General features: G+C 69.8%; 13 protein-coding genes. 9 read left to right on the top strand and 4 right to left on the bottom strand.

The genetic code is table 11. The features are described 5' to 3' along the window. Positions 1–15: 15 nt before the first annotated feature. A complete protein-coding gene (locus NNJEOMEG_RS06625) occupies positions 16–1,335 on the top strand; it encodes a C45 family autoproteolytic acyltransferase/hydrolase (protein ID WP_173082570.1) in 1,320 nt (439 codons plus the stop codon). A 911-nt stretch (positions 1,336–2,246) separates the two neighbouring features. Here the strand turns inward: NNJEOMEG_RS06625 and NNJEOMEG_RS06620 are convergent. Together NNJEOMEG_RS06620 and NNJEOMEG_RS06615 are read right to left on the bottom strand one after the other, a co-directional pair. Beyond that, complete coding sequence (locus NNJEOMEG_RS06620) at positions 2,247–2,882, bottom strand: hypothetical protein (protein WP_173082568.1); 636 nt, start codon at positions 2,880–2,882, stop codon at positions 2,247–2,249. Positions 2,883–2,898: 16 nt separating this feature from the next. Next, positions 2,899–3,435 (bottom strand): hypothetical protein, encoded by a 537-nt coding sequence (locus NNJEOMEG_RS06615; RefSeq protein ID WP_173082566.1) that lies wholly within the window; start codon positions 3,433–3,435, stop codon positions 2,899–2,901. A 170-nt stretch (positions 3,436–3,605) separates the two neighbouring features. Here NNJEOMEG_RS06615 and dapF point away from each other — a divergent pair, with 170 nt between their 5' ends. From dapF to NNJEOMEG_RS06580, 7 genes are all read left to right on the top strand, one after another. Further along, entirely contained in the window at positions 3,606–4,463 is an 858-nt protein-coding gene (gene dapF / locus NNJEOMEG_RS06610) for a diaminopimelate epimerase (RefSeq protein WP_173082564.1), read from the top strand. A 17-nt stretch (positions 4,464–4,480) separates the two neighbouring features. Beyond that, positions 4,481–5,059 carry a VOC family protein gene (locus NNJEOMEG_RS06605; protein WP_173082562.1) on the top strand — a complete coding sequence of 193 codons (579 nt, stop codon included), beginning with the start codon at positions 4,481–4,483 and terminating at the stop codon, positions 5,057–5,059. A gap of 224 nt (positions 5,060–5,283) precedes the next feature. Beyond that, on the top strand, positions 5,284–5,544 hold the full coding sequence (locus NNJEOMEG_RS06600) for a hypothetical protein (protein ID WP_173082560.1): 261 nt from the start codon (positions 5,284–5,286) through the stop codon (positions 5,542–5,544). A 104-nt stretch (positions 5,545–5,648) separates the two neighbouring features. Then, on the top strand, positions 5,649–7,727 hold the full coding sequence (locus tag NNJEOMEG_RS06595) for a S8 family serine peptidase (RefSeq protein ID WP_173082558.1): 2,079 nt from the start codon (positions 5,649–5,651) through the stop codon (positions 7,725–7,727). Positions 7,728–7,890: 163 nt separating this feature from the next. Then, the gene (locus NNJEOMEG_RS06590; RefSeq protein ID WP_217270489.1) at positions 7,891–10,437 is read left to right on the top strand and encodes an ABC transporter transmembrane domain-containing protein; all 2,547 of its coding nucleotides are present in this window, start codon (positions 7,891–7,893) and stop codon (positions 10,435–10,437) included. Position 10,438: 1 nt separating this feature from the next. After that, complete coding sequence (locus tag NNJEOMEG_RS06585; RefSeq protein WP_173082556.1) at positions 10,439–11,797, top strand: HlyD family type I secretion periplasmic adaptor subunit; 1,359 nt, start codon at positions 10,439–10,441, stop codon at positions 11,795–11,797. Between the two features lie 140 nt (positions 11,798–11,937). Then, positions 11,938–12,633, top strand: a complete 696-nt coding sequence (locus NNJEOMEG_RS06580; RefSeq protein WP_173082554.1) for a flagellar brake protein — start codon at positions 11,938–11,940, stop codon at positions 12,631–12,633. Positions 12,634–12,688: 55 nt separating this feature from the next. On the opposite strand, the gene NNJEOMEG_RS06575 is transcribed toward NNJEOMEG_RS06580, so the two are convergent. After that, positions 12,689–13,642 carry a tetratricopeptide repeat protein gene (locus NNJEOMEG_RS06575; RefSeq protein ID WP_173082552.1) on the bottom strand — a complete coding sequence of 318 codons (954 nt, stop codon included), beginning with the start codon at positions 13,640–13,642 and terminating at the stop codon, positions 12,689–12,691. Positions 13,643–13,691: 49 nt separating this feature from the next. Further along, complete coding sequence (locus NNJEOMEG_RS06570; protein WP_173082550.1) at positions 13,692–17,570, bottom strand: class I adenylate cyclase domain-containing protein; 3,879 nt, start codon at positions 17,568–17,570, stop codon at positions 13,692–13,694. Positions 17,571–17,706: 136 nt separating this feature from the next. Here NNJEOMEG_RS06570 and NNJEOMEG_RS20325 point away from each other — a divergent pair, with 136 nt between their 5' ends. Then, the gene (locus tag NNJEOMEG_RS20325) at positions 17,707–17,949 is read left to right on the top strand and encodes a hypothetical protein (protein ID WP_217270488.1); all 243 of its coding nucleotides are present in this window, start codon (positions 17,707–17,709) and stop codon (positions 17,947–17,949) included. The last annotated feature ends 15 nt before the right edge of the window (positions 17,950–17,964 follow it).

The following is a 17,964-nucleotide window of genomic DNA, read 5'->3' as shown; positions in this document are numbered from 1 at the left end:
CCACAGGAGGTCCCCATGTCCCCGAAACGCAACACCTTCGCGCGCCTCGCCGCCGCCCTCTGCGCCCTGCTCCTGCTGGTCGGCTGCTCCGGCTCGCTCCAGGGCATCGGCGCGCCGCCACTGCCCGCCTCCGAGAACGACGCCGCCGCGCGCCTGCCCGGCTCCTACACCACGGGCCTCATCGCCAACCTGGCCGACCTGGACCCCACAGACACCTTCTTCCTCCAGCAGTCCTTCGAGCAGGGCAGGCTCTACTCCAACCACAAGATCCGCATCGTCTCCCTCAAGGGATCCTGGCAGGACATGGGCCGCCAATACGGCGCGCTCCTGGGCCGCCACATCAAGGAGATGCGCGCCGCCGTCTCCAAACAGCTCCTCCAGGCAGGCATCGCCCGCTCGGAAGCCGATCTGACCGCCTTCGCCGCCAAGCTCGCGCCCCTCTACCCGCCACGCTTTCAGGCCATGCTCCAGGGCGTCCGCCAGACCTCCGGGCTGCCCGCATCAGACATGGCCGTCCTCAACGGCTTCTTCGACTTCATCCTCTCCACCCAGAACGCCCAGGCCACCTGCGCCGCCATCGCCGCCTGGGAACCCGTCTCCGGCGACGGCCGCCTCGTCCTGGGCCGAAACTTCGACTTCGCCCCCTTCTTCAAGAACTTCGCGCCACAATTGGTGATCACCGTCCTCAACCCCGACGACGGCTCCACGCCCACCGCGTCCATCGGCTACGCCGGTCAGCTGGGCAGCATCTCCACCTTCAACGCCGCCGGGCTCACCCTCGAAAACAACAACGGCGCGCTCAACGGCGACACCACCCGGCACTTCCTGCAACGCACCCCCTTCCTGGCCCGCGACGTGGAACTGCTCCTGGACAACCGCACCCTCGACGCCCTCGGAGAACAGACCGCCAAGCTCCAGATGGCCTTCCCCCTGCTCTACATGGTCACCGACGCCCGGCGCGCCGTGGTCTACGAAGCCGGAACCGAACGCGTCGCGCGGCGCGACCCCGCCGAACCCGGGCTGCTCGTGGCCAGCAACACCCCCCTCGACCCGGGCTGGCCCGCGCCACCCGCCGCCTACAAGGACATCGCCCAGGATTCGCGCGTGCGCTACGACAACCTCGTCCGACTGGCCCGCGCCTACAAGGCAGCCCTCGACGACCGCGTCATGATGGCCATCCTCGACACCCCCACCGAAGAAGGCGGAGCCACCCCCAAAGGCAACGGACACGACACCTGGCAATACGTCGCCGTCCCCGCCGACCTGCGCCTGTGGTTCAAAGCCCCGGGATACCTGGACTGGACCCCCGTCGACCTGAAGAAATACTTCCGCTGAGACGGCGACGGCGCAGCAAACGGCAAAGAAGACAGGGCAGGACGGCAGGCATAAAGGGCTCCGCCCTCTGAGGCTGCTGAAAAAGTCGGCTTTGCGGCTTTTTCAGCAGCCCTGCGCGGAGCGCAGCCTGGAGCAGGGCGGCTTTGCCGCCCGTTAGCGGCTCTTACAAACCCCGTTTCGGGGTTTGTCATCAAGCAAAGAGGGCTCCGCCCTCTCTGCACTCTCCCGCCGGGGGGAGAGCCTCCCCCCGGACCCCGGCGATTGCTTCGCGGGCTTCACCGGTTACGACTGTGTTGCCTGTCCCGGTGCTGTTCGCGGGGAGAGCCTGCGGATCGTCTTCCAATCGGTCCGCCTGGTCTCCCCGCGAACAGTAGCGGGACCGGCCTGCAAGACCCTGACGGCTGCGCCGCCTGTCGCGCGGGAATTCGCGCAAAGCCGCGAATCCCCGCGCGGGGGGGCCGTGGCGCTGCGCGCCAAATATTCGTGAAGATCAGATTCTTGGATTATTAAATGACAACTCCTTGTTCATCGTCGCTTGCGACGATGGCAGTCCGCCGGGATAAGCGCTGCTTTGAGCGCGTTCCCGGCGGGTGTCCGCTGCTGTCCGGGCGCCAGGAGACTGGCCGCCCCCATAAACACCGGCATACCTGGTGAAACCCGCGAAGCAATTGCGGGGTCTGGGGGGATGATCCCCCCAGCGGGTGCAGGGCGGAGCCCTGCCGGGAGAGGTCTGGAGAGGGCAGCGCCCTCTCCAGTGCAGGGCGAAGCCCTGGCCGCCGGAGGCTTCTCCCCTTACCAGTTCTCCCCTCCACGCGCACCACGCCGCAACCCCGCCTGCTCCAACGAAGCGATCGCTGGGGCTGCGGGGTCGCGGCGTGGTGCGGCGGACGGCGGTCCGCCTTTGCGGCCTGTTAGGCGGTGGTGTCCAGTGCGAGGCCGGAGTCGCTCAGCGAGGAGCGGGCGTAGCGACGGTTGCGCGAGTAGGTGTTGGCTGAGCGCAGGAGTTGGCTTTCGGACGTGGAAATCTTTGAGAATTCACCTTTGGAGATGGTGCCGTCTTCGAGGGCCTTGTCGAGGAGTTCGCGGGTCTTGGCGAGGGACGCGTCGAGTATTTTCTTTTCCTGGGCGTCGATTTTGCCGGATTTGACGCCGTCCTCGATGGCTTTTTCAGCCTTGTCGAGGTTTTTCTGGATCATGGCCAGGGCCATGTCCTGGTTCTGCATGGGCGTGGCGTTGCCCATGGCCTTGAGGTAGTCTTTCTTGGTCTTGTCGGGGACGAGGCGATCGAGAAGGGTGTTCTGGGCGTCCAGGGCCTTCATGATCTTGTCGTACTCTTCGCGGGTGACGGACTTGTCCGCGAGGGCCTTGGCGATGAGTTCGTCGGTGGCCTTGTCCTGGTCCGCGAGCCGCTTCTTGTCCTTTTCCGAAAGCTTGGAAAGGTCGGCGTCTTCGAGGCGATCGTCCTGGCGGTCCTGACGCGAGGCGATGATGTCCTTGAAGTAGGCCGAGACGTCCAGGCCGGAAAGGGACGAGGAGGAGGAATACATGACGGCTCCCGTTCGATCAGGCCGTGATGCTCACGGATTGGTAGTTGGACTGGGCGGCGGCAGGCGAGGCGAACTGGGCCTGCTGAACGCGGTAGGAGGTCAGCTGGCGGCTGGCCTGGTCGATGGAGGTGCTCACCTGGCGGAACTCGCCGAAGGAGAGCTTTCCGTCGGCCATGGCGTTGTCCAGGGTGGACTGGGCGGCCAATTGGAGGTTGCGGACGTTCTCAGCGTCGGCCGGGCTCAAGCGTCCCTGTGAGACGGTCTTTTCCAGGCGGCGGGTAATGTTTTCCTGCCGGGCGTTGAAGGCTTCCAGGGCCACGGTCTGGGCTTCCACGCCCATGGGACGCGCCTGGCGGGCTTCTTCTTCCGCCTGTGCCTGCTGGGCCTGGAGGGTCTTCTGGGCCTCGAAGGTCTTAGAGAACTCGGAGGCGGCGTTTTTTGCCGCGTCGGCAGCCTTGGCCTGGGCGGCCTGGGGGCTGGAAAGGCCTCCGGTGAACATGTCCTTGGCGAATGAAAGGGCCGTTGTTGCGCCTGCGATAAGGAGTGGGTTCATGGTAGTGCTCCTGCGGTTGTCTCGGTGGGCAACAATTTCCCCACGCGAAGCGTCCGCCGGGAACAAAGCAAAAGACGGGCCGCCCAGCCACTGGGCGCAGGGGGTCGGCGACGCTTCCCTGCGGGGCCTTCCTTTGATAGGTTCGGCGCACAACACCGAAGGAGTCTTTCATGGTCTGCGAATCCCGCCTGGACAAGGGCGTGGCCTTCCATAAGATGCAGGGCTGCGGCAACGATTTCGTGGTGATCGACAACAGGGCGCTCAACGTGCCGCGCGAGGCCATGGCCGAGTGGGCGCGCAAGGTGTGCCGCAAGTGCTTCGGCGTGGGCGCGGACGGCCTGATCTTCCTGAACGCCGCGCCCGCGGGGTCGGGCCTGGACGTGGTGTGGGACTTCTACAACGCCGACGGATCCCGTGCGGAGATGTGCGGCAACGGGGCGCGCTGCGCGGCCAAGCTGGCCTGCCTCCTGGGCATGGCCCCCGAACGGATGACGCTGGGTACCGACGCCGGCCCCGTCGAGGCCCATGTGCTGGACGACGGCCAGGTGCGCGTGCGGCTCACCGAACCCAAGGACCTTCGCACCGGCCTGCCCCTGGACGTGGACGGCGAGCGCCTGGAGGTGCACTTCGTGAACACGGGCGTGCCCCACGCGGTGGTCTTTTCGGCCGACGTGTCGCTGCTGGACGTGAAGCGCCTGGGCCGGGCCATCCGCACGCACGAGGCCTTCGCCCCCAAGGGGACCAACGCCAACTTCGTCACGGTGAAGGACCAGGGCAGACTGATGCTTCGCACCTACGAGCGCGGCGTGGAGGACGAGACCTACGCCTGCGGCACCGGGGCCTGCGCCTCCGCAGCCATCGCCAACGCCCTGGGCCTGTCCGGAACCGACGTGGACGTGACCACCACCGGCGGCGAGGTGCTGGGCGTCAGCCTGGAGGGCGGACGCATCTTCCTGCGCGGCGCGGCGGAGGTTTCCTTCTCGGGCGTGCTCCACACGGCGGCCATGGGCCTGGACTGGCCCGCGTAAGCCCGACGGGAGGCTCCATGCCCCGCTACACAGGCATCAACCACCTGGCCATGGCCACCCGCGACATGGAGGCCACGGTGCGCTACTGGCGAGACCTTCTGGGCATGCGCCTGGTGGCGGGCCTTGGCCGCGCCGGGTACCGCCAGTATTTCCTGGAGGTCTCGGAGACGGACATGGTGGCCTTCTTCGAGTGGAACGGCGTGGAGCCCCTGCCGGACAAGGACCACGGCGTGCCCGTGAAGGGCCCCTGGGGGTTCGATCATGTTTCGTTCGGGGTGTCGGAGCGCGAGGACCTCTTCGAGCTCAAGGCGCGCCTGGAGGCGGCGGGCTGCTGGGCCTCGGAGGTGCTGGACCACGGGTTCATCCTCTCGCTCTACAGCTTCGACCCCAACAACATTCCCGTGGAGTTCAGCTGGCCCCAGCCGGGGGTGGACCTTCGCGCCAGGCCCCGCATGGCCGACCGCGACCCGCCTCCCGCCGGGCGCGAAGGGCCTGATCCGGTTCCCGGGCGCTGGCCCGCGCCCGATCCGGCTTCCCCGGACGACCGGCGGGTCTATCCCGGCGAGGGCCGCGAGATCCTCACGCACGACGGCTAGTGTTGCGCCTCGAAGCCCCGGACGGGCTTCCGAGGCAGGCGGCCCAAACCTTTTGTTGTCCTTGCGACAGCGGGTTCATGTTCCGCGTGATCGCGCCCCCGGAACCGCGCTCCCCGCTGGCGCGCGGCCGGGCTTCGCGTCCCGGTGCGCCCCGCGATCGGCAACGCAAGGCCCCGACGGGGCCAGGACCGGCCGGGCCTGCCCGGCCAGGAGGCGGACGAGGCATGAAGGACGTTTTCGTGGACGGCGTGCTCGGGGCGGGGTTCAGCAAGGGCGCGGTGCGCGTCCGGTTCTACGGGCTGGACATGGGCCAGGAGGTGCGCCAGGAGCACAACCTGAGCCTGGTGATGACCGTGGAAGGCTTCCTTGAGGTGCACGCCAAGTTCGCCGAAGTGATGGCGCAGCTCAAGAAATCCGGCCTCGTGAAGGAGCTGCCCCCGGCAGGCGGAGCTGGCGCCGCGCCGGTGAGCCCCAACTTCGCTTGAGGATTTCGCCCGGCAGATAGGTCTTGCGATCTTCCCTGTCTACGTTATGACGGGAAAGAACGTCGACACCGCAAAGGCTTCACCCCCGAACAAGGCAGGCAGTCATGGCTACCCCGGTCAACGATCCTCTGTTCCCGACCCAGTGGTACATCGAGAACACCGGCCAGTCCGGCGGCACGGCCGGCATAGACCTCAACGTCCTCCAGGTCTGGCCGGACTACACCGGCCGGGGCGTCACCGTGGGGGTCTACGACCAGGGAGTGGAGAAGAACCACCCGGACCTGATCGCCAACGTCAACCCGTCGCTTTTCATGTCCGCCCAGCCCTTCGGGGACGGCCAGCCCACCACGGACAGCGAGAGCCACGGCAACAACGTGGCCGGGGTCATCGCCGCCACGCACGACAACGGCATCGGCCTGGCGGGCGTGGCCTACGGGGCCACCCTGGGCTCCGTCTACCTGGACCTGTCGGTGCACAACCAGTACCCCGACGACCTCAAGGCCGCCTACGACTTCGCCGCCCAGAATTTGGACATCTCCAGCAACAGCTGGGGCATCTCCAACAACTTCACCAACTTCAACGATGCCGACAACCGGGGCGCGGCCCAGGGCATCGACAACGCCATCGCCAACGGCCGCGACGGGCTGGGCGTGGTGATCGCCTTCGCGGCGGGCAACAACCGCCTCGAGGGCGACAACACCAACCTCTCCAACTTTGCCAACGATCCCGCGATCATCACCGTGGCCGGCATCGCCCACACCGGGGCCACGGCCTCCTACAGCACGCCCGGGGCCAGCATCCTGGTGGCCGCGCCCACCCAGAACATCATCTACCGGAACGTGGACACAGACGGCGACGGCGTGCCCGACTCCCAGGAAAAAGGCGAGCCCGTCCCCGAGACCCGCGCCCTGGTTGAGGTGGCGCGCGTGGGCAACATCACCACCACGGCCCTGATGGGCAGGGGCGTCACCGAATCCGGCGCGCCCGGCGGCGACTACGACATGGAGTTCGGCGGCACCTCCGCCGCCACCCCCATGGTCTCGTCCGTGGCCGCGCTCATGCTGGAGGCCAACCCCAAGCTCGGCTACCGCGACGTGGCAGACATCCTGGCCCTCAGCGCACGCAACACCGACACCTCCGCCCAGTGGACCATCAACGGGGCCTCCAACTGGAACGGCGGCGGCATGCACGTGAACAACGACGTGGGCTACGGCCTCGTGGACGCCCTGGCCGCCGTGCGCCTGGCCGAAACCTGGACCAGCCAGCACACCGCCGCCAACCTCGTGAGCGCGAGCGCCACCAACACCGTGAACCAGAACCTCCCGGACGGCGGCCAGGCCGTGGTCACCCGCTTCCAGGTGAGCAAGGCCCTCAACGTCGAGGACGTGCAGGTCACCCTGGACATGGAGCACCCCAACGTCTCCAACCTGTCGTTCCTGCTCACCTCCCCCTCGGGCACGGTAACCAGCCTCCTGGACACGCCTCTGCCCCTGGCCTTCCCCAGCAACCCCTTCTCCATGTCCAGCACCCATTCCCTGGGCGAAAAGTCCACCGGAACGTGGACCCTGAGCATCCAGGACAAGTCCGCCGACGGGGCCTCGGGCCGGATCGATTCCGTGGGGCTCACGCTCCTGGGCTCCACCGGGACGCTCCCCTACGTCTACACCAACGAGTACGCCTACTACGCCGCCCAGAATCCGGCCCGCACCGTGCTGAACGACTCCTCCGGGGCCACCGTGCTCAACGCCTCGCCCGTCACCAACGCCAGCACCGTGAACCTCCTGCCCGGCATGCCGAGTTCCATCGGGGGCACGCCGCTGACCATCGGGGCGAACACCAACGTCGTACAGGTCTACACCGGCGACGGCGGCGACGTGCTCGTGGGCAACGGCAACGGCGCGCTGCTCTCCTCCGGGCGCGGCAACGACCTGATCGTCCCCGTCACCGGGTCCGCCACCCTCTCGGGAGGCCCCGGCCTGGACACGGCGGCCTTCCCGGCGGACCAGACCGACTACAGCTTCCTCAACCTGGGCGGCAAGAACGTTGTCTCCGGGCTGGAGGGTTCGTCCACCATCCAGGGCGTGGAGCTTCTGGCCTTCCGGGGCTCCATCGTGCCCACGGCAGGCCTGACCTTCCTGCCCGCCGAGAGCGACCCCAACCGCACGGCCCTGGCCCAGGTCTGAGGCGCAGGGTCCGCAACGAGCCCCCTGTTGTCTGGAGCCGCGAGAAGCGCCCGCCGTTACGGCCACGCCTTGAAAAACCGCACCCCTCTTCCCGGACCCCGCGCCGGGCGGCACTGCCGCCCGGCGACGCCGGGAGGGACGCGCCCGCCGGACGCCCCCTGACGTGAAAACCGCCCTTTCCTGCCTCAAGGCCGCAGCCGACGCCCACGGGCTGCCCTTCGACCCGCAGGAGGCCGCGCAACGCCACGACCTCCAGCCGGACCAGGAACCCGCCCTGGAAACCCTGGCCGCCATGGCCCGCGCGGCGGGCTTCACGGCCACGCCCGCCATGCTGCGCTGGGAGGAGCTGGACGGCCTGGAGCACTACCCGGCCCTGCTGCGCCTGGAAAACGCCAACACCGTGGCCCTGGTGGGCTTCGCCCCGGGCGGCGAGGGCCGCGTGCTCCTGGCTGACCCCCTGGCCCGGGTCTCCGGCCCCTTTGAACTGGAGCGCCAAGCCCTGGAGCGCAGCTGGGCCGGCAAGGCCCTGCTCCTGGCCCCGGCCCGGCCGCGCACGGGGCTGCGCGCCCTGGCCCTGGCGGCGGCGCGGCACGGTCTGGAGCTCTCCCCCGAGTCCCTGGCCCGCGCCCACGCCCTGGAGGAGCGCGAGCCCACCCCGGAGGAGCTGGCCGCCCTGGCCCGGGAGGAAGGGCTCAAGGCTCAGGCCCGCACATGCGCTCCCGAGGAGCTGTCCGGCCTGGCCGAGGCCCTGCCCGCGCTTGTCGTGCTCCGGGAGGGGGCCGTGGCGGTGCTGGCCGGGATCGACCCGGAGCGCGGGGCGGTCCTGTTGGACCCGCGCCGCCAGCCGCCGCGCCAGGACACGTTGCCCATGACGGACTTCCTGGCCCGCTGGGACGGGCGCGTGGTGCTCCTCAAGCGGCGCTTCCGCCTGGGGGACGAGGCCCAGCCCTTCGGCCTGCGCTGGTTCGCTCCGGAGATTCTGCGCCAGGGGCGCTCCTTCGCGGACGTGGCCCTGGCCTCGCTCATGATGACCGTGCTGGCCCTGGCCCTGCCCATGTATTTCCAGATCGTCATCGACCGGGTGCTGGCGCACAAGAGCCTCTCCACGCTCCAGGTGCTGAGTCTCGGCATGGCGGCGGCCCTGGCCTTCGAGGCGGGCTTTTCGTTCCTGCGCGGCTTCGTGATGCAGCACGCCACCGCGCGCATCGACGCGCGGGTGGCCTCGCGGACCTTCGCCCGGCTGCTCAGCCTGCCCCTGGGCTTCTTCGGGCGCAGCCACGCCGGGGCGCTCATCCAGCACATGCAGCAGGCCGGGGCGCTGCGGGAATTCCTCACGGGGCGGCTCTTCTTCACGCTGCTCGACGGCCTGGCGCTTCTGATCTTCGTGCCGGTGCTCTTCCTCTACAGTCCTCAGCTGGCGGCTCTGGTGCTGGGCTTCTCGGGGCTCCTTGCAGCCACGCTCTTCGTGCTGGTCCCGGCCTTCAAAAAGCGCCTGCTGGAGCTCTACCGTGCCGAAGGCGAGCGCCAATCGTTCCTGGTGGAGACCATCCGGGGCATGGAGACGGTGAAGTCGCTCTCGCTGGAGCCCCAGCGCAGGCGCGGCTGGGACGAGCGCGCCGCCCACGCCGCCGCCACGCGCTTCCGGGTGGGACGGCTCTCCACGGCGGCCACGGCGGCCACGGGGTTCCTGGAGAAGCTCATGGGCTTGGCCGTGCCCTGGGCCGGTGTCTACCTGGTGCTGGACCACTCCCTGAGCGTGGGCGCGCTCATCGCCTTCCAGATGCTCTCGGGGCGCGTGAGCGGCCCCCTGGTGCAGATCGTCTCGCTCATCCACGAATACCAGGAAAAGGCGCTCTCGGTGCGCATGCTGGCGGGCATCATGAACGAGCCGCCGGAGCGCGGACGCACGGCCGGGGGGTTGCGCCCCCCCGTGAAGGGCGAGGTGCGCTTCGAGCGCGTGAGCTTCCGCTACGTGCCCGGCGGCCAGCCTGCCCTGGCGGACGTGAGCGTGGTTTTCCCGGCCGGAGGCTTCACGGGCATCGTGGGCCGCAGCGGTTCGGGCAAGAGCACCCTGGGCAGGCTGATCCAGGGCCTCTACGCGGCCCAGTCCGGGGTGGTGCGCGTGGACGGCCACGACGTGCGCGAGTTCGACCTGGAGCACCTGCGCCGCCACATCGCCGTGGTGCCCCAGGAGAGCTTCCTCTTCCGGGGCACGGTGCGCGAGAACATCGGAATCTCGTGCCTGGGAGCGGGGCTCGACGAAATCGCCCGGGCCGCCGCCCTGGCCGGGGCCGACGAGTTCATCGCACGGCTCCCCCAGGGCTTCGACACCCCCCTGGAGGAGAACGCCTCCAACCTCTCGGGCGGGCAGCGCCAGCGCCTGGCCATCGCCCGCGCGCTCCTGGCGCAGCCCCGCGTGCTCCTCTTCGACGAGGCCACCAGCGCCCTGGACGCCGAGTCCGAAGTGATCATCCAGGACAATCTGGCGCGCATAGCCCACGGCAGGACCACCATCATGATCAGCCACCGCCTCTCCATGCTGGCCGGGGCGGACCTCATCGTGGTCATGGACGAAGGCCGCGTGGCCGATGCCGCGCCCCACGAGACGCTGCTCACGCGCTGCGCACTCTACCGCGACCTCTGGGAAAGCCAGAACCGGCACGTCCTGGGCCGCCGCGCCCCGGGCGGCGCAAGCCTGCCGGGAGCCTGAGATGGTCCGAGAAGACAAGAGTCTCCCCGCCCGCACCGCCCCAGCCGGGCAGCCTTCCGGGGTCGGACGCGGCTTCGGCCCGGGGCCGGAGTCCGAGCTGCCGCCCCTGCCCGTGCGCGCCCGCTGGGTTTTGCACCTCATGGTTCTTTTCCTGCTCTCCGCCCTCGCCTGGGCCTGCCTGGCCCAGGTGGACCGCGTGGTCACGGCCCAGGGTCGCATCGGCTCGCCCGAGCGCAACATGGTGGTGCAGCCCCTGGAGACCTCGGTGATCAAGGAGATCCACGTCACCCAGGGCCAGCGCGTGGAGGAGGGCCAGGCCCTGGTCACCCTGGACCCCACCTTCGCCGAGGCCGGGGTGGGCGAGATCGCACGGCGCAGGGCCAGCCTGGAGGCCCAGGCCTGGCGGCTGGCCTGCGAGGCGGAGGGTGAGAAGCCTCCTCCGAAGGGCCTCTCCCCGGCCGAATTCAAGGCCCAGCAGGCGCTCCTGGCCGAGCGGCGCGCGGAGTTCCGATCGCGCGCGGCGGCCCTGGACCGGGCGTCCGGAGAGCTGGAGGCCAAGCTTCGCACCAACCAGGCGGCGGCCGAGCAGGCCCGCAAGCAGATCCGGCTGGCCCAAGACATGGAGAACATGTTCAAGGACGTGTACGAGCGCGGAGCCAGCTCCCGCCTGGAGTACATGAAGGCCCAGAGCGCGCGCATCGAGGCCGAATCGCACCTGGTGCGCCTGGGCAACGAGGCCGCCGAGCTGCGCCAGGCCCAGGCCCGCGCCCGGGAGGAGCGCGAGAGCTTCGCCAGCGGCTGGCGCGTCCAGGCGGGCAAGGAACTCCAGGAGACCCTTCGCGAGCTGGCCCAGTTGGAGGAACGCGCGCGCAAGGCCGGTCGCCTCCAGGAGCTGGTGGTGCTGCGCGCGCCCAAGGCCGGGGTGGTGCTGGAGCTGGCGAAGAAATCCGTGGGATCCGTGGTGGACGAGGGCGAGCCCGTGGCCACCCTGGTGCCCCTGGACGCTGGCCTGGAGGCCGAGGCCGACGTGCGCGTGGCCGATATCGGCTTCCTGCGCGAGGGCGACCCGGCCCGGGTGAAGCTGGAGGCCTTCCCCTACCAGCGCCACGGCGTGCTGGAGGGCCGCGTCCGCGTGATCAGCCCCGACGCCCTGGAAAAGAACACGCCCGATGGGCCGCAGTTCGTCTACCGCATCCGCGTGGCCCTGGAGAACCCCCGACTGCGCGCCGTGCCCGCCGACTTCCGGCTGATCCCCGGCATGGGGCTTACGGCCGAGGTGCTGGTGGGCAAGCGCCGCGTGATCACCTACCTGACCTATCCCCTGCTGCGCTCCCTCGACGAGGCCATGCGCGAGCCCTGAGGCCCCCGCACCCGGCGGACGCCGCTCGTCCGGGAGGCCGCGACGCCCGACTTCCGCAAGGCCTCGGCAGGCGCTGTCCCTGGAATTGCAGCCTGTCGGCGCGTCTTGCCCATCGCCGTTCACTGGGATACAGGGACCCTATGTCCGGGCCAGAGAACAACGCTCCTCCCAAGCGCAGCCAGCGCGGTCCCGGCATGTTCGTGGCCTTCAAGCCGGGCCAGCCCGTGCTGGTGCAGGCCATGGGAGACAGCCAGCGTTACTGGGGCCGTGTGATCGGCGTGGACCCCTACGACTACTTCATCCTCAAGCTCCCCCTGGTGCCCGGCATCCTGCGCCTGGCCACCCAGGGCGCCAGCCTCACCCTGCGCATGGAGAACGAGGGCGAACTCTACGGCTTTTCCTGCGACGTGATCGCCGTCACCCACAAGCCACACCCCCTGGCCATCCTCTCCTATCCGGCCACGGCCGAACGCCTCCAACTGCGCCAGCACAAGCGCGTGAAATGCCTGATCCCGGCCATGGTCCAGAACGATTTCTTCAATTCCAGCGGCTTCGTGGTGGACCTCTCGCGCGGCGGCTGCCGCCTCGTGCTGGACCTCTTCCAGAAGCAGCGCATCGTGAACCTGATGACCGGCGACGCCGTCTCGCTTTCCATCTCCCTGGACAGCATGACCAGCTGCAAATGCGCCGCCAAGGTGGTGGCCCTGCAGGACGTGGGCACGGGCCGCGCCCTGGGCCTGAGCTTCGACCAGGATTGCGCGGCTGGAAAATCCGACATCCAGGAATTCGTTGACCGGCTGGAGACGCTCTCCAACCTCCTCCAGGACCGGGAATAGCCACACGGCCACGGTCGAGGGCTACCAGGTCCGCACGCCGCGCGGGACGAGGGCCTTACATTTCCCAGGGAAGGTTTTCCAGGTCCAGGCCCTCGTAGCGGGAGGGGTCGAAGGCGGGCTGGGCGTGCGGCTCCACGAAATCGGACGCGCCTCCGACGGGGCAGGCCTCGCCGCCCGTTTCGTCTGCCGTCGGCGATGCCCCGGCGGCCGGGGCATCCTGCCCGGAGGGCGCGGAGACCTCAGGCGGCGCGGCGCAAGAGTCGGCCAGGTGGGGGTTGCGCTTGAGGATGTAGCGGAACATGCTGCCGCCCGCGCTGAAATCCGGATTGAGTTCCATGGCCTTGCCGATGCAGCACAGGGCCGATTCCACGTCGCCCGCGTCGTAGTGGATGCGGCAGACGTTGAAAAGCAGGTGCTCGTCGTCCGGATTGATGCCCAGGGCCTTGTTGTAATAGTCCAGGGCCTGGGTGAGCATGCCCGCCTTGCGCATCTGGATGCCGAAGCGGTTGAAAAGGTGCACGTGCTCGGGGGTGAAGGCCAGTTCCAGGTTCATGAGCTTGCCCAGGATGCCCTCGGCGTCCTCGGCCTTGCCCGCATCCAGGTAGGCCATGCCCAGGCCGAACACGCCCCGGATGTTGTCCTCGTCCACGTCCAGGACCTTCTTGAAGCTTTTCTCCGCCAGGTCCGGCCTCCCCGCCGCCAGCTGCCCCTCGCCCCGCTCCAGTTCGGACTCCACCGTCTCCATGGCGGGCTGCACCTTGTTGAAATAAACCAGGGGTTCGGGACGGTAGCGCTCCAGGAAGTCCTGGAAGGACACGTGGCGCGGCTCGCCGCTGGGGTGGAAGTTGCCGTTGAGCGCGCGCACCTCCACATCGCCCGCGTCCTCCCGGCGGGCGAAATAGAAGACCTGGCGGGCCGTGGTCTGGGCCGTGCCGCCCATCCCCAGCTTGTTGTCCTTCTTGTCGGACACCGCGACCTTGAAGTTCGCGCCGAACACCAAATCGCTCATGAACAGTTTCCCCCCGGAACGCGCCTGCTCAATCCTACCCCAGGAATCCTCATTCAGCAATTTCCGTCACGAACGGATCGGGGCACGCGGAACGGGCGGGCAGGTGGCGGCCCCAGACGAACCCCGGCGCGCACTCCATGCCCGACACGGCGCGCACCAAGAGGCGCGGATCGAAGGGCGGCAGGGCCTTGGGCCTTGCCTGGCGCACGAAGAGCTCCCCCCAGGTGGTCTGGTAGAACAGGGCGATCTCCTCGGGACGCCTGGTTTCGCGCGGGCGGGTGAGGTTCACGGCCAGGAAGGCCTTGGCCACGGCCTCCGGATTGAGGGCGTCGGCCGGAGACGCCTTGAGCGCCTCGCCCTGGGGAAAGAAGCGGGCCAGGGCGTCCAGGAGGTCCTGGAGGTCCTTGGCCGTGACGGGGTTGACGGTGTAGTCCGCGCTCACCTGTGCGCCCGGGACGAAGACCCCGTTGCCCACCAGCCAGGCAAGCTCGGCGGCCAAGTCGCGGGATTCGCGCGAGAGCACCAGCTCCAGGCGGGACTCCCCCGGGGCGGACTGGCCCGCCTGCACGCGCCACACGTAGGCGTTCTTCTCTGCGCGCGCGGCCGAAAAGTAGACCACCTGGCAGGCCTGGGAGCGGGCCTCGGCGAAGGGGGTCAGCTCCACCTTGTGGCGGCGCTTGGAGAAGGCGGCCATGATGCGGCGGCCCAAGCGGGTCATGTCTTCGGGGGTGATGGCGGACCCGGCCAGATCGGACATGCGGTCGGCCAGCCGCGTGTAGGAGCGCACGATGAAGCGCGCCAGGTGCTCGCCCAGGCGGGCCTGTTCCCGGAAGCCGCCCAGGGCCTCGCCGCCCTTGCCCGCGAAGCCCGGCCCGTCGCCGCCGCGCCCGAAGTACATGCGCCGGATCTGGCTCTCCTCCCAGGCGGGGGGCCAGCCCGTGGACCTTGCGCGCAGCGCCAGGGCCGTCTTGGAGAGGAAGGCCAGGCGCAGGAGGGCCGCCTCCTCCCGGTCGTCGCGGGAGCGGTAGTGCTCGTGCACCTCGGCGAAGAGGCGCACGTAGGGGTCCACCTCCCACAGCGCCACCTGGCCGCGCAGCAAGGATTCCTTGATGGACTCGCACAGCAGCCCCCCCTGCCCGCCTCCGGCCGCGTAACGTTCCAGAAGCCCGATCTTCATCACGGACTTGTAGGGCGCGGCGATGGACTTGAAGATCTGCCACAGGGAGGCCCCGAAATACTCGTCGGCCGGTATCTCACCGATGCGTCCCAGGTCGGCCAGGACCGGGGAGAGCTCCGGGTTGCTCGCCAGCCGCCGCCAGTCCTCCTCGCTGGCCCCGGGCGGCGCCGCCCACCACAGGGGAGGCTTGCCCGCCACCAGCACCGCCGTGCGGTAGAACTCTTCCTTGAGGAGCATGGCCTGGGCCGACCCCGAGCCCTCCTCGTGGCTCGCCCCGAATTCGTTGGCTCGCACCCGCTCCATGTCCAGCAGGTAGAAGTGCGCCTCCAGCCCGAAGCTCCCGGCGGCCCACTCCTCCAGGGCGGCCAGCTTGGCCTCCAGGCCGTCCATGTCGGACTCGGCGGTCTGGGAGGCCTCCAGGCAGACCCAGAAGTCCAGGTCGGACCCCTCCGCCTGGGCCAGGGTGCCGAAGCTGCCGATGGTGTAGAGGCCTTCGATGGCCAGCGCGTCCGGGGAGACCGGCGGGGCTTCGGTGCCGGGGAAGAACTCCCGGGCGAGGGCCATGGTCTCGGGGTCCGGGTGGTAGCCCAGGATGCGGCAGGGCGGGACCAGGGGGAAGAGCCCGGCGGCCTGGTCGAAGAAGTCCGAGTGCAGAAGGAGCGGCAGGAGCGTGAGCAGCCGCGAGCGGGCGGCGCCGAGCACCCGGCGGCCGAACGTCATGCGCCGGGTGTTCTCCGCGGCGTGGACGCCAAGCCGCCACAGGGTCTCCCGGCGGGCCGCCCAGGCTTCCAGCGCGGCGCGCGAGGGTTCCGGCGCCGGAAGGGGCTCCTCTCCCGGCGGGTTGGCCAGCTCGCGGCGCAGGGTGGCGCGGGCCAGGTCCGCGAAGAACGGCTCGCCCCCGGTCACGTCCCAGGCCCTGGCCTGGACCGCCTGGCATCCCGGGCTGGACACGGCCTCGAACACGCCGCGCCAGATGCGCGCGCCGTCGAACAGGCAGGAGACGAAGGCCGCGCCCCGGGCCTCCAAGCCGTCCAGGCGCGCGCCGGAGAAGTCGCAGGCCGTCAGTTCGCAGCGGGTCAGGGTCACGCGGCTCAGGCGCGCCCCGGCGAAACCGACGGCCCGCGCCGAGAGTTCCACGAAGGCGGTGTCGCGCAGCACGGACTCGGCCAGGGAGCAGGACTGGAAAGTGCAGCGCACGAACGTGCAGCCCCAGAACGCGGCGCCCTCCAGGGAAACGCCCTCGAAGAGGCAGTCGCGGAAGCTCACCTGGACGAAACTCCGGCCGCCCAGGAGCGTTCCGGCGAAAACGCACCCCTGGAAGGCCGCCCCTTCCACGCGCCTGGGCCGGAAGTCCTCCGCCTCGTAGCGCCGCTCGCGCACCACCTGCCCCCGACCCGGCGCGTCGTCGCCGCGCTCCAGTTCCATGAGTTCGCCGTGCCCGGGCCCGCTCTTGCGCAGGAAGCCGAGCAGCCTCTGCTCCCGGGGCGGACCGGCCGGAGAGTCCTCCTCGGCCGCGGACACGGGAGGCTCGGGGGGGACGTGCAGACCGGCCAGACGCGCGCCGAGCGGGATGGGAGGCGCTTCGCGGAACGTCTCCGGCCCGGTCCCCCGCGGCTCTCCCCCGCCCTGGATCATGCTCCGCGCCCTGGCCAGGCCCAGCGGGTCCGTCTGGGACACGCGCGCCAGCGCGAGGCGCAGCGCCTCGGACTGAATGGGCGCGGGCAGGCGCTCCAGGAAGGCGGCAAGCGTCCCGGGGGCGAAAAGGGCCGCGGTTCCGGCCATGGCGGCGCGCAACTCCGGCCTGCCCTGGAAGAGCATGGCCGACGCCGAGGCCGACTTGTCCGGGGCCTGGGCCGACACCGCCGCCAGACAAGACCCGGCGGTCTCCGGGGTGGCCGTCGCCAGCAGCTGCGAGAGAACGGCGCCGCGCAGGGGCGCGGCACGCTCCGGCGGCCTTCGTTCGGGCGACTCGGACCCGGAGAGCCCCCCCCCTGCCGGAGCGCCCAGGATGGTGCAGGCGTGGACGGCGTGACCGCCGGACATCAGATCCACCGCCAGGGCCACTGCCTCCTGCCGCAGCCCCAGGAGGTCCGTCCAGGCGACCGCTTCCGCGGGCTCCGGCGGCGTCTCACCGCCGTCGGCACGGGCTGCGGGGAGCAGGGAGCGACCGATGCGTCCCTCCCTGAGGGCCTCGCGCAGGGGATGGGCTAGGTCAGGCTGCACGCCGACGTGGGACTGCAGGAAACGCCGGGCCTGCCCGTGTCCGCATCCAGCGGCCTGGGCCAGCAGGTCGAAGGCCGGCACGGGGTCGCCGTGCAGCCCGTGGGCCAGCTCCAGGAGCAGTTGGTTGGCCAGGCCCAGGGCCACGGAGGGGTCCACGGCCTGGGCGGCGCCGACCGCTCCCGCCGGATCGTGCGCGCCTTCCCGGACCAGCCGCGCGGCCAGGATCAGTCCGAAACGGCCGAGCCGGGCCAGACAGTCGAAGGCCTTGCGGGCCGTATCGCGCCCCGGTTGTCGCGCGAGATCGTCCAGGGCGAGGGCCAGGGCGGTCCCCAGGGGGGCGGGAAGGGCGTGGAAGGGGGCGGACAAGGCGGCCTGGAGCCTGTCCAGGGCTTGGCCCAGGTGATCGCGGGACTCGTCGGAGCGGTCGCCCCGGCGGCCCAGCACGGCCACCCGTTCGGCCAGGTGGCGCAGTTCGACCCCGGCGTCCGGCCGGGACCAGGAGGATTTGTCCGTTTTCTGGCCCTGCAAAGCGTCACTCCCGCGAAAAGGGACGTACGATCCGGCGAGACTTCCCCAATCGGCGCTGTTTATCAAGGCCCAATGCGCCGTGTGTCAAAAGTCGTGCAAGCGCCCTTCAATTGCGTGGTGCCCTTCTATCCACTACATGCGCACCATGCGGGAAAACACTATGGGGCATGCCGCGAAAGCGGCCCGGAGCCGTCGCGACATCCCCTTCGGGGGACTGGGCATCTGCCTGGACGCGGCGCTGTTCCGGGCCGCGCGCATGGCCCGTTCCCGCTTCGTCGATCCCGAAACGGCCGGAAAGGCGAGAGTCCGGCCGTTTGAGGTCCCCTTGTGGGGCTTCGAGATGATGGTTGCCTATTGCCGGTTCACCCGGGCCGGCTGAAAACCTCTGGCAGGA

The organism is Fundidesulfovibrio magnetotacticus, assembly GCF_013019105.1.
Taxonomy (GTDB): domain Bacteria; phylum Desulfobacterota; class Desulfovibrionia; order Desulfovibrionales; family Desulfovibrionaceae; genus Fundidesulfovibrio; species Fundidesulfovibrio magnetotacticus.
The sequence above is the reverse complement of the archived record's forward strand: the minus strand, read 5'-3'. Positions and strand labels throughout refer to the sequence as shown.